At 56.3% G+C, this 26,508-nt stretch carries 23 protein-coding genes and 1 tRNA gene; 15 read left to right on the plus strand and 9 right to left on the minus strand.

Annotated elements, in window-relative coordinates; translation table 11 throughout:
• Window positions 1-1,485, minus strand: coding sequence for an IMP dehydrogenase (guaB, locus tag CO671_RS08460; RefSeq protein ID WP_097605561.1), 1,485 nt, complete (start codon window positions 1,483-1,485; stop codon window positions 1-3).
• Window positions 1,486-1,694: 209 nt separating this feature from the next.
• On the minus strand, window positions 1,695-2,687 hold the full coding sequence (locus CO671_RS08465; protein ID WP_097605562.1) for an MBL fold metallo-hydrolase: 993 nt from the start codon (window positions 2,685-2,687) through the stop codon (window positions 1,695-1,697).
• Window positions 2,688-2,929: 242 nt separating this feature from the next.
• On the opposite strand from CO671_RS08465, the gene CO671_RS08470 reads away from it, so the two are divergent.
• The gene (locus CO671_RS08470) at window positions 2,930-4,351 is read left to right on the plus strand and encodes a DHA2 family efflux MFS transporter permease subunit (RefSeq protein ID WP_097605563.1); all 1,422 of its coding nucleotides are present in this window, start codon (window positions 2,930-2,932) and stop codon (window positions 4,349-4,351) included.
• A 5-nt stretch (window positions 4,352-4,356) separates the two neighbouring features.
• Here CO671_RS08470 and CO671_RS08475 read toward each other — a convergent pair whose 3' ends face one another.
• The 3 genes from CO671_RS08475 to CO671_RS08485 are packed head-to-tail and all read right to left on the minus strand — an operon-like array spanning window position 4,357 to window position 7,055.
• On the minus strand, window positions 4,357-4,740 hold the full coding sequence (locus tag CO671_RS08475; protein WP_097605564.1) for a VOC family protein: 384 nt from the start codon (window positions 4,738-4,740) through the stop codon (window positions 4,357-4,359).
• 34 nt (window positions 4,741-4,774) lie between these two features.
• Complete coding sequence (locus CO671_RS08480; RefSeq protein WP_097605565.1) at window positions 4,775-5,494, minus strand: RlmE family RNA methyltransferase; 720 nt, start codon at window positions 5,492-5,494, stop codon at window positions 4,775-4,777.
• Between the two features lie 10 nt (window positions 5,495-5,504).
• A complete protein-coding gene (locus tag CO671_RS08485; protein WP_097605566.1) occupies window positions 5,505-7,055 on the minus strand; it encodes a Ppx/GppA phosphatase family protein in 1,551 nt (516 codons plus the stop codon).
• A gap of 248 nt (window positions 7,056-7,303) precedes the next feature.
• Here CO671_RS08485 and CO671_RS08490 point away from each other — a divergent pair.
• Window positions 7,304-7,377, plus strand: a tRNA-Gln gene (locus tag CO671_RS08490).
• Between the two features lie 230 nt (window positions 7,378-7,607).
• On the opposite strand, the gene CO671_RS08495 is transcribed toward CO671_RS08490, so the two are convergent.
• Window positions 7,608-8,561: a GDP-L-fucose synthase gene (locus tag CO671_RS08495; protein WP_097605567.1), complete on the minus strand. Its 954-nt coding sequence runs from the start codon at window positions 8,559-8,561 to the stop codon at window positions 7,608-7,610.
• Window positions 8,562-9,623 carry a GDP-mannose 4,6-dehydratase gene (gmd, locus tag CO671_RS08500; protein WP_097605568.1) on the minus strand — a complete coding sequence of 354 codons (1,062 nt, stop codon included), beginning with the start codon at window positions 9,621-9,623 and terminating at the stop codon, window positions 8,562-8,564.
• Window positions 9,624-10,273: 650 nt separating this feature from the next.
• Here gmd and CO671_RS08505 point away from each other — a divergent pair.
• The 7 genes from CO671_RS08505 to CO671_RS08535 all read left to right on the plus strand — a co-directional run bounded on the left by CO671_RS08505 (window position 10,274) and on the right by CO671_RS08535 (window position 17,092).
• A complete protein-coding gene (locus tag CO671_RS08505; RefSeq protein WP_097605569.1) occupies window positions 10,274-11,473 on the plus strand; it encodes a glycosyltransferase family 1 protein in 1,200 nt (399 codons plus the stop codon).
• Window positions 11,461-12,411 carry a glycosyltransferase family 2 protein gene (locus tag CO671_RS08510; protein WP_245424958.1) on the plus strand — a complete coding sequence of 317 codons (951 nt, stop codon included), beginning with the start codon at window positions 11,461-11,463 and terminating at the stop codon, window positions 12,409-12,411. Before CO671_RS08505 ends, CO671_RS08510 begins: the two co-directional genes overlap by 13 nt.
• A 28-nt stretch (window positions 12,412-12,439) precedes the next feature.
• Window positions 12,440-12,874 (plus strand): hypothetical protein, encoded by a 435-nt coding sequence (locus CO671_RS08515; RefSeq protein ID WP_016734708.1) that lies wholly within the window; start codon window positions 12,440-12,442, stop codon window positions 12,872-12,874.
• Complete coding sequence (locus tag CO671_RS08520) at window positions 12,871-13,980, plus strand: DegT/DnrJ/EryC1/StrS family aminotransferase (protein ID WP_097605571.1); 1,110 nt, start codon at window positions 12,871-12,873, stop codon at window positions 13,978-13,980. Before CO671_RS08515 ends, CO671_RS08520 begins: the two co-directional genes overlap by 4 nt.
• Window positions 13,977-14,747 carry a class I SAM-dependent methyltransferase gene (locus tag CO671_RS08525; protein WP_097605572.1) on the plus strand — a complete coding sequence of 257 codons (771 nt, stop codon included), beginning with the start codon at window positions 13,977-13,979 and terminating at the stop codon, window positions 14,745-14,747. Before CO671_RS08520 ends, CO671_RS08525 begins: the two co-directional genes overlap by 4 nt.
• A 3-nt stretch (window positions 14,748-14,750) precedes the next feature.
• Complete coding sequence (locus CO671_RS08530) at window positions 14,751-15,959, plus strand: glycosyltransferase family 1 protein (protein WP_245424959.1); 1,209 nt, start codon at window positions 14,751-14,753, stop codon at window positions 15,957-15,959.
• A 167-nt stretch (window positions 15,960-16,126) separates the two neighbouring features.
• A complete protein-coding gene (locus CO671_RS08535; RefSeq protein ID WP_245424960.1) occupies window positions 16,127-17,092 on the plus strand; it encodes a glycosyltransferase family 2 protein in 966 nt (321 codons plus the stop codon).
• Window positions 17,093-17,422: 330 nt separating this feature from the next.
• Here CO671_RS08535 and CO671_RS34145 read toward each other — a convergent pair whose 3' ends face one another.
• Window positions 17,423-17,782 carry a hypothetical protein gene (locus tag CO671_RS34145; protein ID WP_245424961.1) on the minus strand — a complete coding sequence of 120 codons (360 nt, stop codon included), beginning with the start codon at window positions 17,780-17,782 and terminating at the stop codon, window positions 17,423-17,425.
• Between the two features lie 919 nt (window positions 17,783-18,701).
• The gene (locus CO671_RS08545; protein ID WP_245424964.1) at window positions 18,702-19,589 is read right to left on the minus strand and encodes a class I SAM-dependent methyltransferase; all 888 of its coding nucleotides are present in this window, start codon (window positions 19,587-19,589) and stop codon (window positions 18,702-18,704) included.
• A 239-nt stretch (window positions 19,590-19,828) separates the two neighbouring features.
• Between CO671_RS08545 and CO671_RS08550 the strand changes: the two genes are divergently transcribed.
• From CO671_RS08550 to CO671_RS08575, 6 genes are all read left to right on the plus strand, one after another.
• A complete protein-coding gene (locus tag CO671_RS08550) occupies window positions 19,829-20,707 on the plus strand; it encodes an ABC transporter permease (protein WP_097605735.1) in 879 nt (292 codons plus the stop codon).
• Window positions 20,707-21,990: an ABC transporter ATP-binding protein gene (locus CO671_RS08555; RefSeq protein ID WP_097605577.1), complete on the plus strand. Its 1,284-nt coding sequence runs from the start codon at window positions 20,707-20,709 to the stop codon at window positions 21,988-21,990. The genes CO671_RS08550 and CO671_RS08555 overlap by 1 nt, the downstream gene beginning before the upstream one ends.
• Window positions 21,991-22,034: 44 nt before the next feature.
• Window positions 22,035-23,429 carry an FkbM family methyltransferase gene (locus CO671_RS08560; RefSeq protein ID WP_097605578.1) on the plus strand — a complete coding sequence of 465 codons (1,395 nt, stop codon included), beginning with the start codon at window positions 22,035-22,037 and terminating at the stop codon, window positions 23,427-23,429.
• A 104-nt stretch (window positions 23,430-23,533) separates the two neighbouring features.
• On the plus strand, window positions 23,534-24,373 hold the full coding sequence (locus CO671_RS08565) for a glycosyltransferase family 2 protein (RefSeq protein ID WP_280953323.1): 840 nt from the start codon (window positions 23,534-23,536) through the stop codon (window positions 24,371-24,373).
• On the plus strand, window positions 24,370-25,395 hold the full coding sequence (locus CO671_RS08570) for a class I SAM-dependent methyltransferase (RefSeq protein ID WP_097605580.1): 1,026 nt from the start codon (window positions 24,370-24,372) through the stop codon (window positions 25,393-25,395). The genes CO671_RS08565 and CO671_RS08570 overlap by 4 nt, the downstream gene beginning before the upstream one ends.
• A 296-nt stretch (window positions 25,396-25,691) precedes the next feature.
• Window positions 25,692-26,480, plus strand: coding sequence for a glycosyltransferase family 2 protein (locus CO671_RS08575; RefSeq protein WP_097605581.1), 789 nt, complete (start codon window positions 25,692-25,694; stop codon window positions 26,478-26,480).
• The last annotated feature ends 28 nt before the right edge of the window (window positions 26,481-26,508 follow it).

Here is a 26,508-nt window from a genome sequence, read left to right on the forward strand (position 1 = left end):
TCAGAGACCGGCGCCCGGATAGTTCGGGCTTTCCCGGGTGATCGTCACGTCATGGGCATGGCTTTCGCGAAGACCGGCGCCGGAGATGCGCACGAAGGTGGCTCGTTCCTGGAAGTCCTTCAGATCCTTGCCGCCGACATAACCCATGGCCGCCTTGAGGCCGCCGGCGAGCTGGTGGACGACGGCCGAGACCGGTCCCTTGTAGGGAACCTGGCCCTCGATGCCTTCGGGCACGAGCTTCAGCGTGTCGCGCACCTCCGCCTGGAAATAACGGTCGGCGGAGCCGCGGGCCATGGCGCCGACGGAGCCCATGCCGCGATAGGCCTTGAAGGAACGGCCCTGGTAGAGATAGACCTCGCCCGGGCTCTCATCGGTGCCGGCCAGCAGCGAGCCGATCATGACGGCGGAAGCGCCGGCGGCGATCGCCTTGGCAAGGTCGCCCGAAAATTTGATGCCGCCATCGGCGATGACGGGCACATCCTGATCCTGGGCGGCCTGAACGGCCGACATGATGGCGGCGAGCTGCGGAACGCCGACGCCGGCGACGATGCGGGTCGTGCAGATCGAGCCCGGGCCGATACCGACCTTGACGGCATCCGCGCCCGCATCGATCAGTGCTCTCGTGCCGTCATAGGTGGCGACGTTGCCGGCCATGATGCGTATCGAGTTGGAGAGCTTCTTGACCCGGGTGACGGCATCCAGCACGCGCTGCGAGTGGCCATGGGCGGTATCGACGACCAAGAGGTCGACGCCAGCCTCGATCAGCCGTTCGGCGCGTTCGAAGCCGTCATCGCCGACGCTGATGGCGGCGGCGGCGCGAAGCCTGCCCTGGGCATCCTTGGAGGCATTCGGGTTCAGCTGCGACTTCTCGATATCCTTGACGGTGATGAGGCCGACGCAGCGGCCTTCGGTATCGACGACCAGCAGCTTTTCGATGCGATGCGAATGCAGGAGGCGCTTGGCTTCCTGCTGATCGACGTTCTCCTTGACGGTGACCAGATTGTCCTTGGTCATCAGCTCGTGGATCTTCTGCTCCGGATCGGAGGCAAAGCGGACGTCGCGATTGGTCAGGATGCCGACGAGGCGGCCGGACTTCTCGACGACCGGGATGCCGGAAATGCCGTGCGACTTCATCAGGCCGAGCGCCTCGGCAAGCTTTGCCTCCGGCCCGATGGTGACGGGATTGACGACCATGCCGCTTTCGAACTTCTTCACCTGGCGGACTTCTTCGGCCTGCTCGACCGGCGTCAGGTTGCGGTGGATGACGCCGAGGCCGCCGGCCTGGGCCATGGCGATCGCCAACCGGCTCTCGGTGACCGTGTCCATGGCCGAAGAGAGGATCGGGATGTTGAGGTCGAAGTCGCGGGCGATGCGGGTCGCGATGTTCGTCTGCCCCGGCATGACTTCGGAGTGGCCGGGCTGCAGCAGCACGTCGTCGAAGGTGAGCGCGTCCGCGCCGGTTGCCGTTTCTATGATGCGGGCCATGGCCAAATTCCTTCAGTTAAGAAAAATGCAACCCGTCCCGGAAACGAATCGTCCGCCCCGGCGGTGTGCATGAGTTGCTTGGAAGTTGGCGAGGGCTGGTAACACGTCTATGACAGGAAGGAAATAGCAAAAAGCCCGGCGTGCCCGCCGGGCTCGTCATGGGTGCCATGCACGAAGAGCAATTCCGGGAAAAGCGGAACCGCTTGCGATCAGATATCGAACTGATAGGTCTTCGGCACGAAGCGATAGCCGCCGTCCTGCCTCTCGGCAAAACCGACCGCCGGGAACGGCATGTGATAGCCGAGGAAGGCGATCTTGTCGGCCGCGATCATGTCGAAAACCTTGCGGCGGGCGGCGGCCGCCTGCGCCTTGTCCATATCGAAGCGCACCTCCCAATCCGGCCGCAGCAGCGACAGGATATAGTGGTTGGCCGTATCGCCGGTCAGTACCAGGCGTTTGCCCTCGGATTCGACATGGAACACCATGTGCCCCGGCGAGTGGCCGGCTGCCAGCATCGCGGTCATGCCCGTCGCGACGCTGGCGCCGTCCTTGATGAAGGTGGCTTTTTCGACGAGCGGCTTCACATTGGCGAGCACTGCCTTGTGGCCGCCCTCGGCCGGTGTGCCCTCGCGCGCGGTGTTCGACCAGAAATCATATTCGGCCTCACCGATGACATAACGCGCATTCTTGAAGGCCGGCGCGCCGTCTTCCATCAGCCCGCCGATGTGATCGCCATGCAGATGGGTCAGAGCCACCAGGGTCACGTCCTCGGGTGAATATCCCGCCACCTTCAGGCCTTCGGCAAGCTTTCCGAGCCCGCGGGCGCGGCCGCCCGCGCCAAAGCCGGTGTCGACGAGAATGAGATCGGAACCGGTGTCGATGAGTACAGGCGCATAGCCGTTCAGGAGCTTGTCGGCCGGCAGGAAGTTGGCGGTCAGCAACGCCTGGACGGTTTCGGGATCCTGATTGGTGCCGTAGGTCTCATAAGGTTTTTCGGAAATATTGATACCGTCCCTGACGACGGTGAACTTATAGGAACCGAGCTTGAACTGATTGATTTCGGGTAAAGGCGCTATATCCATACGTCTGTTTGCTCCAGTGGCGGCCGCTTCGGCCTTCTCTCTCAAAATTGCCGGCGCCGCCAGCAGGCCGAGGCTTGCGGCAAAAAGCGTGCGCCGTGTCATTCGCGTTGAAATTGCCATATATCCATCCCCCATGACGCGTGCTTTGTCGCTGCGCGGCCGATGATACCCGCCGGATTTCTTGCCCCGGCGCAGTAAAACATATGTCAATCTTGGTAGCGGACCGTGACGGACAAGCCGTCTCACGCAGACGTGAAGCAAACATCGCATCGAACCGGATTTGAGCATTGGCAGCTCCCGGAACTCGGACTAAACAGCACGGGCCTTCCAGCTTCCATCCGCGCCCATCAAGGCTCCCGCCTATGAACCGCATCGTCCCGCTGATCCTCGCCGTCGCTCTCTTCATGGAACAGATGGACTCCACCGTGATCTCGACGGCGCTGCCGGCGATCGCCGCAGACCTCCATGTCGGGCCGATCACGCTGAAGCTGGCGCTGACCTCCTACATGGTGGCGCTTGCGGTGTTCATTCCGGTCAGCGGCTGGATGGCCGACAGGTTCGGCGCCAAGAAAATCTTTCGCCTCGCCATCTCCGTCTTCGTCATCGGCTCGATCTTCTGCGCCATCTCCTCCAACCTCGTCGAATTCGTCTTTGCCCGCTTCCTGCAGGGCATGGGCGGCGCGATGATGACGCCGGTCGGCCGTCTCGTGCTGGTGCGCACGACACAGCGAAGCGATCTGGTCTCGGCCATGGCGCTGCTCACCATCCCGGCCCTTGTCGGCCCGCTCACCGGCCCGCCGCTCGGCGGCTTCATCACCACCTATTTCAGCTGGCACTGGATCTTCCTGATCAACGTGCCGGTCGGCATCGTCGGCATCTGGCTGGCGACGATCTTCCTGCCGGAGGTGGAGGCGACAGCGCCGCCGAAGCTCGATTTCACCGGTTTCGTGCTGACCTCGCTTTCGGCCGCGGGCGTCGTCTTCGGCCTGTCGGTGGTCAGCCTGCCGGCCCTGCCGCCGATCATCGGCGTTGCCGCCACCGGTATCGGTCTCCTCTGCGGCTTCCTCTATGTCAGCCATGCGAAGCGCCACCCGGCGCCGATCCTTAACCTCGGCCTGTTCAAGAACCCGACATTCCGGGTTTCGACCACGGGGGGCAACCTCTTTCGCATCTGCGTCGGCGCCATGCCGTTCCTGACGCCGCTGATGCTGCAGCTCGGTTTCGGTCTGACGCCGTTCCAATCCGGCCTCATCACCTTTGCCGGCGCGATCGGTGCGATCACCACCAAATTCATGGCAAAGCGCGTCTTCGCAGCCATAGGCTTCCGCACGACGCTGATCGGCGCCGCCATGGTGACGACTGTCGTCACCGTCATTACCGGCCTGTTCACACCAGCAACGCCGCATCTCGTCATCATCGGCGTGCTGCTCATCGGCGGCTTCTCGCGCTCCTTCATGTTCACCGGCGTCAATGCGCTGGCCTTTGCCGATATCGACGATGCGCAAGCGAGCCAAGCGACCTCGATGAGCTCGGTGATGCAGCAGATCAGCCTGGCGCTCGGCGTCGCGGTCGCGGCCGCGATCCTGGAAAGCTCGATCTATATCCGGGGCGAGGCGCTTGATGTGGCCGATTTCCACCTTGCCTTCTACATCATCGCCGGACTGACGGTGATTGCGACCATCCCCTTCATCAGGATGGACCGCAACGCCGGCGCGCTGGTTTCCGGACACCGCGCAAGGCGCCTGACGGGACCGATCGAGGCCGAGCAGCAGGCCGTGAAATAAGCTTTCTATTCAGGGCTCTCGCAGACGGCAGAGAGCTTGTTGCCGTCGAGATCGCGGACATAGGCGGCATAAAAATGGGCATGGTAGGAGCGCAGGCCCGGCCCGCCTTCATCGGCGGCGCCTGCCGCGATCGCCGCCGCATGGAAGGCATCGACGGCCGCCCGCGTTTCGGCCGTGAACGCGACCATGGCGCCGTTGCCCGCGCTCGCCCGGCGGCGATTGAAGGGCGTTACCACCCAGAAGCGGCAGCGCGTATCGCCCACGGCGGAATAGCCGATCTCCTCCTGCGAATAATGCTGGCGGCGATAGCCGAGCACGGGCAGAACGGCATCGTAAAAATGCCCTGCGCGGTCAAGGTCGTTGGTTCCGAGCGTGACGTAAAGAAGCATGGGATCGTCATCATCGGCCGGGATCGACCGGAGATCAAGCTTGCTCTGCGTCAGCTTCCGCCTTGCGGCCTTTGAAGCCCTTGGCCAGCAAAAACATCTCGACCGATTCGGCGCGCGACGCGTTGGGCTTGACGTGGACCACCTGACGGAAATTCTGCTTCAACATGGCAAGCAGATCACGCTCCGTGCCGCCCTGAAAGGTCTTGGTGAGGAAATGCCCGCCCTCCCCCAGCACCTCGATGGCGAAATGGGCCGCGACTTCGCACAGATGCATGGTGCGCAGGTGGTCGGTGCGGTGGTGGCCGGTGGTTGGTGCTGCCATATCGGAGATGACGAGATCGGGCGTGCCGCCGACGGCCTCCATCAGCTTTTCCGGCGCGCTCGGATCAAGGAAATCGAGCTGCAGGATCTTGACGCCGGGAAGCTGGGCCATTTCGAGGAAATCGATGGCGGCGACACGGATATCCTCATCGGTCGAACCGGTGACCTTGGCGGCGATCTGCGACCAGCTGCCGGGTGCCGCACCCAGATCGATAATCCGCTTGGCGCCGCGCAGGATGTGATATTTCTCGTCGATCTCCAACAGCTTGAAGGCGGCGCGGGCGCGATAGCCTTCGAGCTGGGCGCGCTGCACATAGGGATCGTTGATGTGGCGCTGCAGCCACTGGCGGGAGGAGGCCTTCATCTTCTTGTTCTTGACGCGCTGGCCGAGCTTGCGGCCGGTGCGATTTCCCGCGATCGGTGCCTTGGTCATGCCCTTCCCCTCATTTCGCGCGCTGGCCGCGGCGATTGCGATTGCGCCGCCACACGCCGTCATCGGCCATCATGTCGGTGAGCAGGCCTTCCCTCAAGCCGCGATCGGCAACACGCATGCGCGGGCTCGGCCAGCGGCGGCGGATCGCCTCGAGGATGGCGCAGCCGGCGAGCACCAGATCGGCCCGGTCCGGTCCGATGCAGGGATTGGCCGCACGGCTGTCGAAATCCCAGGAGAGAAGTTTTGCCTGCATGGCGGAGACCTCATCATCCGACAGCCAGATGCCATCGACCTTGCGCCGGTCATAACGCGGCAGGTCGAGATGCACGCCGGCAAGCGTCGTTACCGTGCCGGACGTGCCGATCAGGTGGAAATCGCCGGTCTGGACAATTTCGATCTCGGGGCAATCGAAGCGCCCGAGCATGCCTTCGACCTCGCGCACCATGCCTTCGAAAAGCTCCGGCGTGACATCACGCCCGCCGTGACGCTCCGACAGCGTCACGACGCCGACCGGCAGGGACGTCCAATGGGTGATGTGATTGGCGAGCCGGCTGAAGCGATTGTCGCCGATGCGGATGACGGCGATCTCCGACGAACCGCCGCCGATATCGAAGAGCACGACGGAGCGTGTCTCGCGCCCGACGAGCGAAGAGCAGCCGGAGACGGCAAGCCGCGCCTCGGTCTCCCGATCGATGATTTCGAGCTCGAGGCCGGTTTCGGCAACGACGCGGCCAAGGAATTCCTCGCCATTGACTGCCTGGCGGCAGGCTTCGGTGGCGATCAGCCGCATGCGGCGGATTTCCCGGTTCCGGAGCTTGGAGGCGCAGACCCTCAGCGCCTCGATCGCCCTTTCCATCGCCTCATCGGACAGACGGCCGCTCGCCGCCAGGCCTTCGCCGAGGCGGACGATGCGGGAAAAGGCATCGACGACGCGGAACTGGCCCGGACGGGTCGGCTGGGCAATGAGCAGACGGCAATTGTTGGTGCCGAGATCTAGAGCGGCATAAAGCTCTTCCGGCCAGGCATGCTCGGGCGCCTGGCGATCCCCCTGGTGCGCGTGGCTTTCCGGGCGGCCCTTGCGGCCTGCGCCGTTCTGCATTTCGCGCGGCGCGGCGGCACGCGCCGTCTCTTCCGCCCGGTTTTCCTGCGGCTGGATATGGGAAGGCTTTGCCGATGTCAGCGGCCGGCCCTGCAGGCCGCGCTTGCCGCGATGCTTGCGGCGGTTGCGCCGGCTCGACGGCGAATCGCCGCCGTCCCGGGCGGCATTGGCTGCGACGCCCGTCTGTTCCATCGGCTGGGGTTGAAGCGAGCCCTCCTGCGAAGCGCCATGGCCGCCGCGACGGCGCCGCTTTCGCTTGCGGGCCGGATGTCCGGCGGCATCTTCCATTGGGCGCGCTGGCTGCCCGGCATTGCCGGAGAGCTCATGCGAAGCGGGATGAGCGGCGCTGCGGGTTTGCCCGCCGCGCTTGCCCTTGCGACGCCTGGACTTCTTGCCGTCCTTGCGCCCTGCCGCCGACGCCCCGTCAAATTGCGACTTCACGCCGCCTTCGGGGTCTTCCACGTTGTTTTTCCACCGCGCCGCGCAACTCCCTGAGGTATGCAGCAGGCGCTCATTCGATTTTTGCGTTGCCGCAAGAATATCAGCGCCCGCCAAAATCACCAAATTCTTTTTTGGCAGAGGGATTTGCGGAATAGTTTCAGCCCTCGCCGAAAAGGCGCCGATTTTTTTCAAAACAGGTATTTGCAATCGGCGGGCTTTTGTTTATAAGCGCCGCACACCAGCCGAACCGCCCGCCGGTTCGCTCTTGCTGGGGAATAGTTCAATGGTAGAACAGCGGACTCTGACTCCGTCGATCTTGGTTCGAATCCAGGTTCCCCAGCCAATTCTTCCTCATTGATAAGACAGCAGCCGTTGATGCGGATGCCTTACCGGCGGCTTGTCGAAGCAGCTGAATGATTGGGGTGAGGCAGGGCGTCATCGCGTGCCTCGATCAACAGCGCCGCTTGCGGCGAGACATCAAACCAACGCCGCGCCCGATGCTGACGGCACGCGGATTGCCGCGCCGACGGATCGGCGACGTCATCATCGACGCGATTCAAAACGGCTCGACCGCTACTGTCGCACCGCGCCGGCGTTGCCCTCGAACTGCAGAAACCAGTCATACACGGCGCGGATGCCGTCCTCCAGCGAGATACGCGGCTTCCAGCCCATGCTCTTCAGCTTGTCTGTGCTCATGAGCTTGCGCGGTGTACCGTCCGGCTTGGAGAGGTCGTGGGCGATTGTTCCTTCATAACCGACCACGCGGCAAACCAAGCGCGCCAGTTCGACGATTTCGATATCCTCTCCCGAACCGACATTGACATGTTGCGCGTCGGAATAATTCCTCAACAGGAAAACGAGCGCATCGGCACAATCGTCGACGTGAAGAAATTCCCGTCGCGGCGTTCCAGTTCCCCAGATGGTAATTTCGGGTGCCCCTGTCACCTTTGCGACGTGGGCTTTGCGAATGAGCGCGGGCAGGACGTGACTGGATTGCAGATCGAAATTATCGCCCGGACCATAAAGATTGGTGGGCATGGCAGAAATATAATCGCGCCCGTGCTGCTTGCGGTAGGCTTCCGCCAGCTTGATGCCGGCAATCTTGGCGACGGCATACCATTCGTTGGTCGGCTCGAGCGGGCCGGTCAGAAGCGCATCTTCAGAAATCGGCTGCGGCGCAAATTTGGGGTAAATGCAACTCGACCCCAGAAACAGAAGCCTGTCGACGCCACAGCGGTGCGCGGCTTCGAAGATATTGGCCTCGATGATCAGATTGTCGTAGAGAAAATCGGCCGGAAGGGTGTCGTTCGCCAGAATACCGCCAACCTTCGCAGCCGCGAGGATGATCGCATCCGGTCTGTTGGTCTGGACGAATCTTTCGACCTCGTCCTGCCGCTTCAGATCGAGCTCTTGCCGTGTTGCCGTAACGACAGTGCAATTTTCTGAGTGAAGCCTGCGCACAAGGGCGCCGCCCACCATGCCCCGATGACCGGCCACCCAGATTTTCTTGTTCGACAAGTCGGACACTCAGCTATCTTTCCTGCTGTTCAGGGCCTTCCAGTGCTTGATGTCTTCACGCACCATTTCGGCGGCGAGTTCGCGAACCGGCGTCTTGTGGTGCCAGCCCAAATTCTGACGTGCTTTGGTCGGATCGCCAAGCAAAAGGTCGACTTCCGTCGGACGAAAATACCGAGGATCGATTTCGACGAGGCATCGGCCGGAGGCAGCATCATAGCCCTTCTCATCAACGCCGGATCCCTTCCATTCCAAAGTAATGCCCACGTCGGCAAAGGCCCACTGGACGAACTGGCGCACGCTGGTCGTCTCGCCCGTCGCCAATACATAGTCCTCCGGCTTGTCCTGCTGCAGCATCAGCCACATGCCTTCGACATATTCGCGCGCGTGGCCCCAGTCGCGCTTGGCGTCGAGATTGCCGAGGAAGAGCTTATCCTGGAGGCCGAGATGGATGGCAGCCACCGCCATCGTGATCTTGCGGGTGACGAAGGTTTCGCCGCGAAGCGGGCTTTCGTGGTTGAATAGAATGCCATTGGACGCATGCATGCCGTAGGCCTCGCGATAATTCACGACGATCCAATAGGCATAGAGCTTGGCGGCGGCATAGGGAGAGCGCGGATAAAACGGCGTCTTCTCGTTCTGCGGCACTTGCTGCACAAGACCGTAGAGCTCCGATGTCGATGCCTGGTAGAACCGGGTCCTTTTCTCAAGACCCAGGATACGGATCGCCTCAAGCAGTCTCAGCGTCCCAATGCCATCGGCATCCGCCGTATATTCAGGCGTTTCGAAACTGACGCCAACATGGCTTTGTGCGGCGAGGTTGTAAATTTCGTCAGGCTGCGTCTGCTGCACGATCCGCAGGAGATTGGTCGAGTCGATCATATCGCCATAATGGAGGATGAAGCGCGGATGTGTCTCATGCGGATCCTGATAGATATGTTCGATGCGGCCGGTATTAAAAGACGACGACCGCCGCTTGATACCGTGCACCGTATAGCCCTTGCTCAGAAGCAATTCGGCCAGGTAGGCACCATCCTGCCCAGTCACCCCAGTAATAAGCGCAGTTTTTGTCATTTTTCACATCGTCTTTCGATACAATCTTCAGGTCGTGTTTATGGAAACGGCCGAACGAGTGCAACCCCCATGTAACTGCGGGCGGGCCGGCGAAATCCGGATCGTCGGTCTCTTCGGTTAACGTGAGACTAGCACAATGAGACTAGAGCTTTCCATTTGTCGGGTTTGGCGACGGTAGGAGCCGCCTGCACTTGACTGTCCTCATCGGGCAAAAGGTCATTTGCCCTTCGGTTTTTTGCTTTCCCGCCCCAGGTTTTGATGGCCATTGAAGCACCATAGAAGAAATTGTCGATCACTGTCTCAAGATTGCAACGACCCCCTCCAAACACGTCCAACTTTGCTCGTGACCGGGCCGTTGTAGGTGTTGTCGTGATCGCAGTATATGCTAAGGCAAATACCAAGAATTAATCGGGTACAACGGAATGGATGACGCTGATCACCCCTCGCGCTAATTGGTGAGAGTGCCCTTTTGCGGATATCCGTCACGATCAATTCGCGACGGCACCCGCTGGGTGTGACCCTTTCAAAAAAGGGACGAGAAATTGGGGACGAGGTCCGCTGTGTCAGGTTACCTGTGAAAAACGACGCGGTTCTCCGGCCTGTTCGAAATGTGAAGTAGGCGTCTGGTGGACGCTGAGGTTAGTTAAAGCATGAAAATTGGCATTTTGTTAGAAAACCCTATTCATGTCGGTGGCGGATTCAACCAAGCAATCAATGCGATCGTACAACTCCAGCGTATCATTGGAAAACAGCATGAGGTCGTGGCTTTCACGACAATCAAAGCCAATCTGCAGCATCTAATGCGGCTTGGAGTTCATGCACGGCATCTGCCTATAAGCGGGCCAACGGGACTGCCTCGATTTGCACGCGCCGTGTTGCGTCGCTTGGGTAAGGAACGTGGCAATACGCGGATAGCAAGTACGATAGAAAAAGCATTGCTCGAAGCGGGAATGGATCTGGCATATTTCGTTACCCACTCCTCGACTCCGAACTACTTCCGCAAGCTCAACTACATCACAACCGTCCTTGACCTCTGTCATCGAGACGATCTCGAATTCCCCGAAGTGAGTTCCGACGGAAAATTCGAAGAACGCGAGTGGCATTTTTCCACATGCCTGCCGCGCGCTGTCGCCGTCATCGTGGCTTCACGTCAGCTCCTGAAAAGGATTGTGATCCGCTACGGTATCGACGAAGAGCGCATGATTGCGATGCCCTTCGAACCATCGCCCTTCTTGACCGAAGCGCATTCGATCGACCGCGCCGCCGTGCTCGAAAATTACGGATTGAAGGATGGTTATTATTTCTATCCGGCGCAGTTCTGGCCACACAAGAATCACATACGCATTCTCGAAGCGATCTCGTTATTAAAACAAAAGACCGCCGCTAATTCGGACATACGCGTGGTCTTTTCAGGTGCGGATCATGGTAATTTAGCCTGGATCAAGCAGCAGGCGCGCCAGCTGGGCGTGTCCGACAACGTGACATTTCTTGGCTTCGTGCCGGTCGATCATATGCGCGCGCTCTACGAAGGTGCGCTGGCCGTCGTGATGTCGACTTATTTTGGCCCGACTAATCTACCGCCGTTGGAAGCCTGGGCGGTCGGTCGGCCGTTGATCTATTCGGCGCACCTCGATGAACAGGTCGGCGATGCGGCTTTGTTTGCCGACACTAGCGACGCAGAGCAGTGGGCCGATGCAATGTTGCGCATTCGGGATCCTGCGGTGGCAGTTGATCTGATCGAAAAAGGGCGTAAGCAGCTAAAAGCGATCGACACGGAGCGGCTCGAAGCCGAGACCTTATTCGTACACAGACTCGAGCAATTTGCGCAACGCAGGAAATGCTGGGAATAATCATGGAATGCGCACCAGTCATACTTTTTGTCTTCAATCGTCCCATGCATATGGCACGGACCGTCGCTGCATTGCAGGCAAACGAATTGGCGGAACAGACGCCGCTGTTCATTTTTTGCGACGGTCAGCGCAATGAAAAAGAAGCGGAGCGCGTGCGCCAGGTCCGTGAACAGGCAAGGACGGTAACAGGTTTCAAATCGGTCACCGTCGTCGAGCGTGAAAAAAACTATGGTCTTGCCGGATCCATCATCGATGGCGTGGGACGTCTGTGCGAGCAATATGGCCGCGTCATCGTCGTCGAAGATGATCTGATAACCTCGCCCGACTTCCTGCGCTACATGAACCAGGGGCTCGACCTCTATGCTAGCGAGGAGCGCGTCGCCAGCATTCACGGTTACGCCTATCCGGTTCCGAATGACGATGCTCCTGAGAGCTACTTCCTACGTGGTGCGGACTGTTGGGGATGGGCAACCTGGGCCCGGGCGTGGAAACACTTCGAACCCAATGGGGCTAAGCTTCTGACGGCCCTGAAGGAGAAGGGCCTCGCCAAAGCTTTCGACCACGGCGGGAACGCCTTCTTCGTTAGGATGCTGCGCAATCAAATCAACGGCAAGAATCAATCTTGGGCGATCAGGTGGCATGCTAGTGCTTATCTCGACAACATGTTGACCCTCTACCCCCGCCAGAGCCTCGTGGTGAACGCAGGGTTTGATGACAGCGGGGTCCATTGCAGCGATGTAGACTATTACGAGAGCAGTCTCGGGCAGGCGCCAAAGAAATTGCAAAAAATCCGCATAGAAGTTAACGAACAAATGCGGCTGCGGGTGGTCGGCTTTTTCGAGAAAATGCGCCGTCAGCGGATGAAGGATTTTTACAAACTTGTCTTCTCGGCCGGGGTTAGGCGCATACGCAAAGTAGCCGGTCTGGCGGCATCCTGACGCATCCTTCGATTTAGGAAAGAGCAACATGATAGAAAAGATCACGAACGGTGGCGAACTGCAGGCCATAATATTGCGGTCGAACTACACGTTCGATGGTATCCAATTTTTTACGCCGGACGAATTTTCGCAGCAACTCGCCTATATGAAGCGGCCGACGGGCTATGTCATCCAGCCGCACGTCCACAACGCCGTCGCGCGTGAGGTTCTCTACACGAAGGAGGTCCTGCTCATAAAGTCGGGCGTCGTTCGTGTGGACTTCTATTCCGACGCGCAGGAATACTACGAAAGTGCAATCCTCCGCGCTGGCGACGTCATACTGCTTGCCTTTGGCGGTCATGGCTTCGAAATCATCGAAGAAGCCGAAATCATCGAAGTTAAACAGGGTCCTTATGCCGGGGAATCCGATAAGACGCGATTTGTGCCGTCGGCGCGGGAGCTCAAGATAAAGGGTGCCGAATGATCCCCGTCAATGAACCCCTCCTAAACGGCAACGAGAGCAAGTATCTGCTGGAATGCATCGAGACCGGCTGGATTTCCTCCGAAGGCCCCTTCATCACGCGGTTTGAACGCGAGTTTGCTGCATCTGTCAGCCGCGGGCACGCGATCGCTGTCGCCAACGGTTCGATGGCTCTCGATGCAGGCATGATGGCGCTTGGTCTGGAGGAAGGCTCCGAGGTCATATTGCCATCCTTCACGATCATTTCCTGCGCCGCAGCCATCGTGCGAGCTGGCTGTGTGCCGGTTGCGGTAGACTCGGATCCTCTGACCTGGAATATCGATCCGACGAAAATCGAAGCGGCAATCACTCGAAAGACGCGCGCCATCATGGTGGTGCATATCTATGGCCTGCCCTGCGATATGGCCGCCATCAACGAGATCGCCGGCCGCCATAACCTCAAGATCATTGAGGACGCGGCAGAAATGCATGGCCAGTCATATAACGGCCAGCCTTGCGGCAGCTTCGGTGATGTCAGCATTTTCAGCTTCTATCCGAACAAGCACATTACCACAGGCGAAGGTGGCATGATCGTCACCGATTCCGACGCTATTGCCGATCGATGCCGCGGCCTGCGTAATCTCTGCTTCCTTCCTGCCCGCCGCTTTGTTCATGAGGAGCTGGGCTGGAATATGCGCATGACGAATATGCAGGCGGCTCTCGGTTGCGCGCAGCTTGAGCGCCTGCCGGAATTCGTCGAGCGCAAGCGGGCGATGGGCAGCCTCTATACGGAACTGCTTCAGGATCTGCCGGGCATTCAATTGCCGTTGGCCGAGACATCCTACGCTCGAAATATCTATTGGGTTTACGGCATTGTGTTGAAGGACGAGATCGATTTCGACGCGGCCGAAGCGATGAAGCGACTGGCTGCGAAGGGCGTAGGCTGCCGTCCATTTTTCTGGCCGATGCATGAGCAGCCCGTTCTGCAGAAAATGGGCTTCTTCAAGGATGTCGATCTTCCGGTTGCGGCGAGGATTGCGCGACGCGGCTTTTATATTCCAAGCGGTCTCGCACTCAGGGAAGAGCAAATTCGCGAAGTCGCGAGCATCGTCGCGGAGGTCATCCGTTGACGACCAGTTTCGGTTTATATTCCCAGTATTATGACCTTCTCTACAAAGACAAGGACTATGAGGGCGAAACAGCCTATGTGAAAGCTCTGCTGGATCGCCACGCCACCAGACCCGTTACCCGGATTTTGGAGCTGGGATCCGGCACCGGCATCCATGCCGGCATGATCGCCGAAGCTGGATATGAGGTGCTGGGGGTCGAGCTGTCAGAAACCATGCTTGCCGCAGCCATGCCGAAGGCGGCAAAGGCGAACGGCAAACTTGATTTCTCGCTGGGCGACGCACGTAGCTTCCGGACGGATCGGCGATTTCAAGCAGTGATTTCGCTGTTCCACGTTCTGAGCTATCAGATCTCGGACGCCGATCTGGAAGCAATGATGGAGACTGTTTCCTATCACCTTGAGGATGGTGGGATATTCATCTTCGACTTCTGGTACGGGCCTGCAGTGCTGTGGCAACGACCTAGCACGCGGACCAAACGCCTCGAAAATGATGAGGTTTCCATCGTCCGTATCGCGGAATCGGTCGTGCACGACGCTGAAAGCGTCGTGGATGTCAATTACACGATTTTCGCGACGGAGAAGCCGAGTGCCAAAACCGAGATGGTTTGCGAAACCCACCGCATGCGTTACCTCTTCCTCACCGAGATTGATCGCCTGCTCGCAAATGCGGGGATGAGCCGTGTCGTTGCCGAGGAATGGATGTCCGGCGCGGCCCCGGGGACTGAGACCTGGGGCGTCTGTGTCGTAGCCCGCAAGAACGTGATCTGACCATTGACGACATATTTTAGCCGCCGAGATACCTCGCGTCGAACAAGGATTGGTTTCTATCTCGGAGTAGGTCGCCATGCCGGCGGCATGTTTCAATATGCGCAGAGCGTCGTTCACGCCTTGTCGTCAATGGATGGCACCGAAGCCGATGTCATCGTCGCCTATGGCGATGAAGCATGGCGCCCCCAGTTCGAAGCCAACGGCCTCAAGGCTGTTCCATTGCGTCACTGGAAGCGTGGTGAGTTGCTCGCCAAGATCTTCATGGTTCTGCCCGGCTCCGTCGCGCGTGCCCTCGCCGGCTGGTTAAATCCGCTCGTTCGCGAATTGTCGTCCCTGCAGTGCGATTTATGGATTTTCCCAGCTCAGGACGCACTGACCTGGCAGATCAACGAACCCTCGGTCGCAACCATCCACGACTTAATGCACCGATACGAGCGCGGCTTTCCAGAAGCTGGAAGCTGGTTGCGCTTTCAACTGAGAGAAAGCCGCTTCCGCAACCTCGCAAATAAAAGCGCTGCCGTACTTGTCGATTCGGAGATGGGGCGACGCCATGTCGTGGAAAGTTACGGGACAAGGGAAGACCACATCCATCCGCTGCCTTATGTTGCTCCGAGCTATCTGACAGGCTCCGTTGAGACCGCAGACTTCGCAGAACGCTACCGGCTTCCGAAAAAATTCTATTTTTATCCGGCACAATTCTGGCCTCACAAGAACCACGCGCGGCTCATAAGAGCGCTCGCATCAGCGCGAACGATCCATCCAGATATGGAGCTGGTATTGGCGGGCAGCACAACGCGCCAATATGACACTGTCAAAACCATGGTGGGCGAGCTTGGTCTCTCCCAGGCAATTCATTTCGTCGGTTATGTTCCCGACTCGGACCTTGCTGGATTTTATCATCGTGCCCGAGGACTGGTCATGCCGACTTTCTTCGGCCCAACCAATATTCCGCCTCTTGAAGCGATGGCGTGCGGTTGTCCCGTTCTGATATCGGACAAGTATGGTATGCGGGAACAGTGCGGTGACGCAGCGCTCTATTTCGCGCCGCAATCCATCGAGGCAATTCAAGGTGCCATGAACCGTTTGTGGGAAGACGAAGACCTGCATTGCTCCTTGATCAAGAAGGGGCTTGAAAGAGCTTCGTTATGGAAGCAAGAGGATTTTGACCGCCGCCTGAAAGTTATTTTGGAGCGTGTCTTGACTGTTATGTGACGGATCGATGGAGCCCCGTCCTTCTTTGCGAAACAGAGATCGTATTTCAAGAGCCGACAAAGCGAACCGAGTGAAAAAATACCTTAAAAGCCAACCAATCGACAACTGGCAACGTATGTCTTTCCTGACGATGCCGTTTGTGAATCTTGATGCGCAGGTGCCTCCTAATGATTAGAGAATCCGAACCATTTGCGCCCGTTGCTCTATTTGTTTTTAATCGCCCAAGACACATGGAAGTAGCTGTTTCTGCATTGGCATCCAATGAACTTGCAGCGCAGACACCACTCTTTGTTTTCTCGGATGGGGCACGAAATCCCGAGGAGCAAAGGAAGGTCGATCAGGTTCGCCAACAGGCCAAAAATATTGCCGGCTTCAAATCATTAACTGTTGTCGAACGAAGCGAAAACATGGGTTTGGCTGCTTCTATAATAGATGGTGTCTCCCATCTTTGTGAACAATATGGGCAAGTTATTGTACTGGAAGACGACCTAATTACGTCGCCCGACTTCTTAAGGTTTATGAACCAGGGACTGCGACTGTATGCCGACAATTCCAAGGTGGCGAGCATCCATGGGTACGCCTATCCCGTTGCCGAAGGGAATATTCCCGAGAGTTACTTTTTGAGAGGAGCTGACTGCTGGGGATGGGCGACTTGGGCGCGCGCCTGGCAGCACTTTGAGTCGGATGGCGCAAAGTTGCTAAAATTATTGCACGACCGCGGACTCGCCGCCGAATTTGACCATGGCGGCGCCGCATATTTTTTAAGAATTTTGTCGGATCAAGTAGAACGCAAAAACAACTCATGGGCGATTCGCTGGCACGCCAGTGCTTACCTAGCCGACATGCTGACGTTATATCCGCGGACAAGTCTGGTTGCAAATTGTGGGTTCGATGGTAGTGGCACTCATAGTGGATCTAACCGTGTCTATGAGACTCTAGTCGGCTCAGCGCCCCAAGAGCTGAAGCCGATAGACGTAGTGGAAAATGAATTCATGAAGGCCAAAGTGGCCGATTTTTTACGGAAGATTACGAAGCCCAATGAGCACAGCAGTAACAAGGTTGTGCGGATTTCAATACGAATTGCGGGGGACGCGTTACGAAAATTGAGGTCCCTACGAAACCGACCGAGGTAAATTTGAGACCTTCGTCACAAGAGCCTTCTCTCACACCCACCTGACAAGTCGCAACAATGTTTGCGATTCACCTGGTTCCGCTGATGGGATGACTCACACGCTAGCTCATCAGCGTGTTTTATCCCTGGTAGCCTTCCTCTTCAGGTGTCCAGATCGGCGTTCAGTGTCGAGAACCAGCACCATTTACCCGGGAGAACCGGGCCGTGCTTTATTGACCATGCTGCCAGGACGGGCGAGAGCAGATAGGCTAGGCCGACGAGGAGGAAGTTGATCGGGAGGCAAAGGAGGTAGCGGAGGATCATAGTTGCCCCATGGGGCGACAATGCGCCCTCAGATGCGACGGAATAGAAGGTCGGCGCCATACATGTCAGCGGCTCCCTGAGCCAAGCCTGAGTTCCTGTCAGGAAACCGTTGGGCTAGCTCAAAGCCGTTTTCTTCTGCAATTTGCACCAATTTGCCTTCAGAGATTGTTCGATGCGGATATCTTGTCACGGCGTTCTCAAACCCTTCAGGAATAGGGCCTGCGCCATTGTCGAACAGCATAGAGTGCTGGACTCTAAAACTTTGCGTTTCTGAGAAAGCGTTTCTTGCCAGGAATGCGTAACCAATGGTTTTGCGCAGGGCTTCTGCCCATAGGCCGTAGGGATCTTCAAGGTACTGAAGCGTGCCGCTGCTATAGAAAACAGTCATGCTATCCGGAAGAGTTTCCGAAAAGGTAATCTCGGGCCTCATGGACGCTGCAGATTTCGCGATCGACGGCGTCTCGACGACTGTAAAAGACCACATTGGAAAGCGTCTCTTCAGAACTGCGGACGCCTCCCCTGCCGAACCTCCAAAATCGACGAAGTCACCTTCTCCACTCGTGAGAATTTCAGAAATCTCAACCGGCGGATTAACGTATCGTTCCTCCTCGCCAAGGATTCCTTTTGATCGTTCTATTCTGAACCGTGTGAGCCGGTCATATTCATAGTTAGTCTTCGCCGCTCGAACTGCGGCATTCCAGGAGGAGTATCGTCGCCTCTCTGGGGTCTTCCTCACCATATCGTTGAGGAAATTACGGATTATGATGCGTACGTGTATGGGTCTCAAAGAAAGCCCCTCATCTTTCCTAGCGCCCTCAATATCACGAACCTGGCTGGAAGAAATACCGAAAGGTGTAAAGAGTGTAGGATGTCAGCGAAGAACCGCTAGTATTGACTGCAGGTTGTCGATCTGCGCGCTGGTGTTAATGACGACGTCAACCACGCCATCCATGGATTGCGCTACGGGTTGATCAGGACGTGGCCGACGCCGACTCGTCCTGATACTCGAGGTATGACTTGGTCGGGGCGAAAAAATCCCAATAATGCGTCCCAGGCTCATATGAAAACCGCACGATCGACGCGCTCGCCCGGATGATCGGGTAAAGCCTGCGCTTCCTCCTCAGTCAACACGGACAGCTAACTGCACGCGCCGTCCGGCATGATATGGCTGAACTACCGGTGCCCCTCCGGCCACCGCCTACGCCCCGACGCGCCCTGCATCAGACCGGATTTCCTTACCGGCAGGGGGTGCCGCTTCTCCTATAAGCTGGCGCGGCCTCTCTTCCCAACCAGCCTTGATTGACTAGTCAAGGTCCCTCGTAGAGCCTTCCGTAAATTTCCTGGCCATAATGGGGACCTGTTTCGCCGGGCTCACGAGTACGCAAATAGATGGCGCGATACTCCCTGTCCCAATCGGTCCGCGATATTATCACGTCTTCGACGCCTCGCGCCGTCATCGATGGCAACGCCCCCTGGAGAACAAACGAGAGATAATAATTCAAATACCTCTTTCTACACAAATAGGCCTTTACATCAGTCACCATGAATACGACCAAATCCGTGTTGGCCGTGTACATGTATTTGTATATGGCTGGGAGAACCTGGGAATAATTCAAATTCGTATAATCGTCAAAAACCGCAACGCCTCCGGGCGACAGGAGCGCATCGCATATCTTCATTTCTTGAAATGTAGTTCTATAGGCGTGATTAGAATCGACGTGAACAAACCGACAATTCTTCCGGAGCTGCTTGTAGTCTGGGTAGCGCGAGCAAAACTCCTCCGATCCGCAGCGAACAAATTCCGTATTGGCATGTATTGCTCGTATTTTCTCTACCTCTAGATAATCGGCAACATCCACAAGCACGAGCTTCTCTGATGGTCTGATGTGGGGCGCCATTATCGCGGCTGAGCGTCCTTTGTAGGTCCCAAATTCGACCACGTTCCCTGAGATTTCCGGATTTGACGCCTGCAGTGATAGCACACTATCCATTGCGGCCATTGAAAATGGGGAGAGCATGCCATCTATCTGATCTGCTACGATTCGCGAGGATAGGAACCGCTCCGCGTCGGACTGAACCGACGTGCCATCCCACGCGAGCAAATGCTTACGGTCAGGCCTTCTGTGGCTTTTAATTGTCTCAACAAAATGCTCGGGCAGCAGCGTTGTGGCCGCCAGTATAATGCGTTGTTTCATAGACACCCAGGATGCTCCAAATCTACTGTGGTAAGTCGCACGAAAATTCGATTTAGCCCAAGTTAGCGAACGAGGCAAAAGCGTTCACGAAACTCTCCGCCTAAAAATCAACCCTCTAAGTCTGCTTATTGTAGCTATTGACAATGAGCAACCGGCTATGGTGAGTGCTCCCCTCACAGGACCGGCGGGCACGTCTTGCTAAATTTATGCCGCTCCGCGTCAAGATTGAATTTGCCGGAATGAGTGATCAATCAATGCAGCACGGGCAAACCGACAAAGATGAATCATGGGACCTGCTCATAAAAAGCTCGCAAGGTTCAACGGTCGATATTTCGTCTGTCTGGAAATATCGCAGCTTAGCTTGGATGTTTTTCAAACGCGATTACACAACCCTATACAAGCAGACCGTGCTGGGGCCGCTTTGGTACATCATTCAACCAACCCTTATATCCCTCACTTATTATGTCGTATTCGGGAAAATCGCTAATCTTTCGACCGACGGGCTTCCTCCGTTTCCCTTTTATATGTCTGGCGCGATCATCTGGAATTTTTTCTCAACTTGCCTTGTGAGCAATGCTGAAACCTTTTCGAAAAATGCGAGTATTTTTGGAAAAGTATATTTCCCGAGGCTTGTAATGCCAATTTCCGTCGCGATGAGCGGGGCATTAGTTTTTGTCATACAGACCCTTGTTCTTTTGACCGTCTCAGTTTCAATCATATTGAGCGGTCAAGAGATGGCTTTCGATTACCGTTTTGTGTTTTTTATCCCGGTACTACTTATTTACATTTTTCTCGCAGGAGTTGGCGCCGGATTAATTGTATCAGCTCTAACGATTAGATACCGCGACTTAGTCTATGTCGTCGGCTTTCTCGCCCAGATATGGATGTATGGGACGCCGATCGTCTATGCATTCAGCCAAATTCCGGAAAATTATCGTTGGATATACTATATAAATCCGATGACTACGCCTGTTCAACTCTTTCGCCAGGTGATGTTTGGCACTCCTGGAATCCCGCTCCAGCTAATCGCCGCGAACAGTGCAATAGCGATATTTATATTCGTAGCTGGGCTTAAGCTTTTCTCGCGCGCTGAAGCCAATGCCATGGATACGGTTTGATGAACGATATCGTTATAAGCGTTGAAAACGTCAGCAAACTTTATCAGCTGGGCGTAATTAATCACGGCACGCTCTATCGCGACCTTCAGAGCTGGTGGGCAAAGCTTCGGGGGAAGGCTGACCCAAATAGTCCAATCGATTCGCCGCAAATTACCTCTGCCGTCCAATCCGAGCAGTGGTTCAGAGCATTGGACGGGATCAATTTTGAGGTTACCCGCGGAGAAGTCCTCGGCCTAATAGGAGGCAACGGAGCGGGAAAATCGACCCTCTTAAAAATCCTATCGAGAATTACTGCACCTAGTTCCGGTGAAGTCCGGATGAAGGGAAGGATTGCAAGTCTTCTCGAGGTTGGTACCGGCTTTCATCCCGAACTTACCGGGCGAGAGAACGTGTTTCTAAATGGCGCTCTCTTGGGTATGGCACCAAAGGAAGTGAGCAAAAAATTCGACGAAATAGTAGATTTTGCAGGGGTCGAGAATTTCATCGACACTCCGGTAAAGCGCTACTCCTCGGGCATGTATGTCCGCCTTGCTTTCGCGGTTGCCGCGCATTTGGAATCCGAAGTGTTGCTGGTCGACGAGGTGCTTGCCGTCGGTGACACCGCTTTCCAGAAGAAATGCTTGGGTAAGATGGAGGATATTGGCGCATCAGGCAGAACGATTTTGTTTGTCAGCCACAACATGGCGGCGATCGAGAATCTGTGTCAGAAAGTTCTCGTCCTCGACCGGGGCAAGGTCGACTTCTTTGGTGACACGCCGAGCGGCGTTGAGCACTACTACTCAAAGGTCAATTCGAACGTCATCGGACATTTGGATGCGCTGCCTCGAACCGGCGACGGACGACTACGCCTCAAAGAAGTCTGGCTGTCAGACACCCAAGGGAACAAGCTGGCGATTATACGCACCGGATCGACGGTCAAAATAAATGTTAAAATCGAACGTATGGAACCGGGCCGTGAAGACCTGTCGCTTGCGATAGGTGTGAAAACCTTAAAGGGCGAGGGCGTTATCCACCTCTCAACCGAAACCTTGGCATTCAATCCGCAAGTAAGCGAGCAATTCATCACTCTCTCGTGCGAATTGAAACGGTTCAATTTGCGCGGCGGCATATACAGCTTGAATTTCTACCTCAGCACATCGGGGGTTGTGTCGGATTGGGTTCAAGATGGTTTCCGCATCCAGGTTGAGGATGGCGACTACTATGGGACGGGAAAGCTCCCCCCCGAGGGATATTCCCATTATTTGGCAGACTATTCTTGGTCCGTAGCAAACGACGGCTCTTAGAAAGAACACTCTAAGATGATGCCACTGGATATGAGGAAATAAGAATGCCGAACTATGTTACAAAACATCTGAGTAAGTGGCAGAACCGCTTTCGATTGCTAAAGTTATATGTCGGCTTTACTTATCCTCTTGTGCGGTATCGGCGCGACATTTTCACGCCGCAGGACGCCTTGCGCTACTTTCCGAGATGGATTCGATCAAAGGAATCCGGCAAGGGCTCACTTCGAGACGAATTGCCTTGGATGGCATATCCGGCAATAGACTTCTTAAGCAGCGTTTTGGAAAGGTCGCATAAGGTTTTCGAATATGGAGCTGGGGGGTCGAGCGTATACTTCATTCGCAGAGTAGCAGAGCTTGTCAGCGTAGAACATGACGAGCGCTGGTTCGAAGAAACACGCAGGGTTGTGACTAGTCTCTCGGCCGAGTTGGGAGCAACCTGGAAAGGTTTTTTTGCTCCAGCCAAGCTCGTGGATAAGCCAGCAGTCACAGACCCATCTGATCCTCTTTCCTATGCGTCATCTGACGCTGAATACGCCGGTATGACTTTTGAGGATTATTGCTCGGCGATTGATTCATATCCAAATGAATATTTCGACGTTATCTTGATTGATGGTCGCGCTAGGCCAGGGTGTTTTTTGCACTGCATAAATAAGGTTAAATTTAATGGTTACGTTGTTCTGGATAATGCGGAACGAGAAACCTACGCGTATATTGAACGAACCGCTCAAACATTTGGGTTTGAAGTCAGAGAGTTTTGGGGTCCTGGCCCTTATAACGATTACCCTTGGCGAACGATATTCCTGCAGCGAAAACGACAATATTTTGGGCTAGATGAACTCGACAAAAAGCTTGAGAAATACTTGAGTTATGACGGCGGTTTTTTTGTAGAGGCGGGCGGCAACGATGGCGTTAGGCAGAGCAATACTCTTTATTATGAGATGCGCCGCGGGTGGCGCGGATTATTAGTCGAAGCTGTTCCTGAGCTTTACGAAGAATGCCGCCGGAATCGTCCCAGCGCACAGGTGGTATGGGGAGCTTTAACCGATAACACTGAGGTTCCCAGCACAGTTACGATTCGATATGCCGGACTTATGTCAGTCGCTAAGGGCGGAATGAAATCCGATCAGGAAGAATTAGCTCACGTTGAAGCTGGCTGCACAATCCAGAAAGTGGATACCTACGAGGTCGAAGTTCCCTGCCTAACACTGGCTGATATTATTGCAGAATACAAACTGCCCCAGATCCACCTACTTTCCCTAGATATCGAGGGAATGGAATTGAAAGCCCTGAAGGGGTTGAACCTGGCTATCAACAAGCCCCTGAATATTCTTGTCGAGGCGAGATACCGCAAGGAAGTAGAGGAAGAGCTTGGAGATCAGTACGAATTTGTCGCGCAATTATCACATCACGACATTCTGTTTAGTCTAAAGAGAAACTGACCGAGCATCATCGCTGGCGCAGACGTTGCAAAACGCGTTAGGCCGGGGCGACACACAAACAACTCCCTCAACGTTGGAGATATAGAATTAAGATTTTTACCCTCATCCCGGTCTTCAACCGACTTGAGCATACTCGCAAAGTTATCGCGGCCTTGAGGGCCCAAACCGTGGCCGACAATATTCGAATTGTCATCATCGATGACGGTTCCACCGACGGCACGGCTGAATTCCTCGCGGCGCAACCAGATGTGACGAGCATAAGGGCCGATGGCAATCTATGGTGGGGCGGAGCCATGGATGTCGGCCTGAGGCGGGTTCTGCCCGACTGCGGCCCCGAAGATTATATCCTTTTCGTCAACAATGACACGTGGTTCGGCCCGACTTACATTGAAACTCTGATACGGTGCTCGCGCGAGAATGGAGATGCGGTTGTAGGCAGCGTCGTTCACGAGGAGGAGAGCAATCCTCCTCTGACCGGCGTGGGGCCGCGCTTAAACATCAATCGCATTGCGGTGTGGGACATTCTCGCCGAATTGAGTGAAGAGGAACGCCGCAATCCCAAGCCGCTCTATAAAGCCGACGCCTTGAGCGGCCGTGGAACATTGTTCCCCGCGGAACTCTTCAAGCAGCATGGGACAATGCGTCCACACCTCCTGCCCCATTATATGGCCGATTACGAAGTCTCCATGCGCTTTGCACGTGCAGGTGCGCCGCTTCTTGTTTCCAGCGAAGCTATCGTTTATTCACCGCCTGTCTACGGCGCGCATGTTTCGAATATATCGCCGTGGAGGAAGCATTTTGGTCGGCGCTCGCCCCACAATGTATTCCAGCGGATCGCGTTCTACTCTTTGATCGGCACACCTCTGCAACGGCTCACAGCGCCATTGCGCATGGCAGCTTTCATGGTTATCCGGACGATATCCGTCCTGCGGGCAAAGAAATGAAAATAACGGACAGCAACGACGCGATGAACAACGATCATCAGATGCAGTGTATGGCCTGCGGCTCGAATATGGAAACATTCATTGAGCGTATATCCGACGACCGATACGGTTGCCCCGGTGTATATTCGATCAAGAGGTGTGTGTCTTGCGGCCATATGACGACGACACCGCCGCTGACGGAAGAAGATCTACCTGGGCTCTACAGCACCTATTACCCTCGCCGGGCGGTTGATTTCTCGGCCATAGAGCAAGAAGCCGCGTTGGTAATCCAGCCTTTCGCCGCTTTCAAGCGCTGGATAAACGGCACCGATCACCAGGGTCACTATCTTGCGAAGCCTGGCGAGAAGGTGCTGGATGTCGGTTGCGGCTCGTGCATTTCGCTGCTCGAAATGAAGAACAAGGGTATCGAAAGCTGGGGGATTGAGGCCGATCCGAATGTACGGTCGATTGCCGATCACTTCGGTTTGCAAGTCCATATCGGCAACATTTACGATCTGCCGTTTCCCGACATGAAGTTCGACCTGATCGTATTGAATCAGGTGCTCGAACATGTGCCGGATCCCTCGGCCATGCTGCAGGCGGTAAGAGAACGTCTCACCCCTCAGGGCCGCGTGATCATGGCTTTTCCCAATACCGGCTCGTTTCATCGCAAGATCTGGAAAGACCGCTGGATCAATTGGCACATTCCCTATCACCAAAATCATTTCAACCGCACCTCTTTTACGAAACTCGCCGGCAAGTTTGGTTACAAGGTCGAAAACGTCAGAACGGTTACGCCCAATCTCTGGTCGGTCCTGCAATTGCGCACCGCACGCGAGCGGAAGCAGGAGGGCAAGTCATCATCCACCTGGACGCACAATGCTGATGCAATCCAAGTCAGGCCGCCGTTCTTCACTCGGCTGAAGAACGTCGCCCTATCGCGTGGCGCACGTGGGGCCGGGATGGTGATGGGATTGGGCAATCGAATTCTGGATGCCGCAGGCAAGGGCGACAGCCTTCTCTTCGTGCTGAGGCCGATCTAGAAATTCCACCCCGCTCTCCTACAAGGTCAGGCGATCGCACGTAGGAGAGTTCAACGGAACGCTCCGACTTCCTAGGAGCAGATATGCAGGTACGGGTGCAGCTCAAGCGCATGCCGCCAGCCTGGATACAATGAGGTATGGCGTGTCAAGAACCGGAAGTAGTTGCTTCGAAATGGCGAGGGACTTCCTGCATTGATCAAGGATAATCTGCAGTACTGGATTGCGACGCCGCCTTTCCGTCTGCTACGGGTTGGCCAGATTTCGCCCCCTGGAATTTGAGCAAGACACTCGTCAAAATGGCCGCAGACACTGTCGATCCACGCCCTCCCCGGATAAGCCTCATCACTGTTTGCTGGAACGCCGAGCGGACCATTGCCGATACGTTGCGATCCATCGACGCTCAGACCTACCGCAATTTCGAGCACATCATCATCGACGGTGGCTCGAGCGATTCCACACTCGCGATCATTGCTTCGGCGCCGGCGGAGAACCGCCGCGTACTTTCGGGGCGGGACGGAGGCATCTATGAGGCCATGAACAAGGGGATTGGTCTTGCGAGCGGCGACATTATCGGATTCTTGAATGCGGATGACACCTTTGAGAGCAGCGACTCTCTCGAAACCGTGGCCGCCGCGCTGGAAGACGAGGCATATGACGGCTGCTATGGCGATCTCATCTATGTTTCCAACCAGAATACCGACCGCAAAGTCCGCTATTGGAAATCCTGTGCGTTCGAACCCGGTTCCTTTGGACGCGGCTGGTGCCCGCCGCATCCGACATTCTATGTCCGGCGTCGCATCTATGACCGGTTTGGGACGTTCGATCTACGTTATCGACTGGCAGCCGACGTCGAGCTGATGATGAGATTTCTGGAAGTCGCGCGGATCAGAACCATCTATATCCCCCGCGTGTTGGTCAGGATGCGCTTGGGGGGCGCCACAAACAAAAACGTCCAGAACATATCGCGTCAGAACAAGGAAGTGCTGCGGGCGCTTGCCGACCACGGCTTCAGGGTCTCGACCCCTCTATTCTGGGCATCGAAGCTTGTGAACCGCCTCGGCCAGTTCCTCACCCGAAATCGATAGCAGGGCGCATCAGGTCAGATTTGACGCG

It is taken from the genome of Rhizobium sp. M10, from assembly GCF_002531955.1.
Lineage (GTDB): Bacteria > Pseudomonadota > Alphaproteobacteria > Rhizobiales > Rhizobiaceae > Rhizobium > Rhizobium etli_C.

Excerpts from the sequence above, each read along its gene's own strand:
- guaB (WP_097605561.1), bottom strand. The coding sequence starts at position 1,485 with ATGGCCCGCATCATAGAAACGGCAACCGGCGCGGACGCGCTCACCTTC.
- CO671_RS08465 (WP_097605562.1), bottom strand. The coding sequence starts at position 2,687 with ATGGCAATTTCAACGCGAATGACACGGCGCACGCTTTTTGCCGCAAGC.
- CO671_RS08470 (WP_097605563.1), top strand. The coding sequence starts at position 2,930 with ATGAACCGCATCGTCCCGCTGATCCTCGCCGTCGCTCTCTTCATGGAA.
- CO671_RS08475 (WP_097605564.1), bottom strand. The coding sequence starts at position 4,740 with ATGCTTCTTTACGTCACGCTCGGAACCAACGACCTTGACCGCGCAGGG.
- CO671_RS08480 (WP_097605565.1), bottom strand. The coding sequence starts at position 5,494 with ATGACCAAGGCACCGATCGCGGGAAATCGCACCGGCCGCAAGCTCGGC.
- gmd (WP_097605568.1), bottom strand. The coding sequence starts at position 9,623 with ATGACAAAAACTGCGCTTATTACTGGGGTGACTGGGCAGGATGGTGCC.
- CO671_RS08505 (WP_097605569.1), top strand. The coding sequence starts at position 10,274 with ATGAAAATTGGCATTTTGTTAGAAAACCCTATTCATGTCGGTGGCGGA.
- CO671_RS08510 (WP_245424958.1), top strand. The coding sequence starts at position 11,461 with ATGCTGGGAATAATCATGGAATGCGCACCAGTCATACTTTTTGTCTTC.
- CO671_RS08515 (WP_016734708.1), top strand. The coding sequence starts at position 12,440 with ATGATAGAAAAGATCACGAACGGTGGCGAACTGCAGGCCATAATATTG.
- CO671_RS08520 (WP_097605571.1), top strand. The coding sequence starts at position 12,871 with ATGATCCCCGTCAATGAACCCCTCCTAAACGGCAACGAGAGCAAGTAT.
- CO671_RS08535 (WP_245424960.1), top strand. The coding sequence starts at position 16,127 with ATGATTAGAGAATCCGAACCATTTGCGCCCGTTGCTCTATTTGTTTTT.
- CO671_RS34145 (WP_245424961.1), bottom strand. The coding sequence starts at position 17,782 with ATGACTGTTTTCTATAGCAGCGGCACGCTTCAGTACCTTGAAGATCCC.
- CO671_RS08545 (WP_245424964.1), bottom strand. The coding sequence starts at position 19,589 with ATGAAACAACGCATTATACTGGCGGCCACAACGCTGCTGCCCGAGCAT.
- CO671_RS08550 (WP_097605735.1), top strand. The coding sequence starts at position 19,829 with ATGAGTGATCAATCAATGCAGCACGGGCAAACCGACAAAGATGAATCA.
- CO671_RS08555 (WP_097605577.1), top strand. The coding sequence starts at position 20,707 with ATGAACGATATCGTTATAAGCGTTGAAAACGTCAGCAAACTTTATCAG.
- CO671_RS08560 (WP_097605578.1), top strand. The coding sequence starts at position 22,035 with ATGCCGAACTATGTTACAAAACATCTGAGTAAGTGGCAGAACCGCTTT.
- CO671_RS08570 (WP_097605580.1), top strand. The coding sequence starts at position 24,370 with ATGAAAATAACGGACAGCAACGACGCGATGAACAACGATCATCAGATG.
- CO671_RS08575 (WP_097605581.1), top strand. The coding sequence starts at position 25,692 with ATGGCCGCAGACACTGTCGATCCACGCCCTCCCCGGATAAGCCTCATC.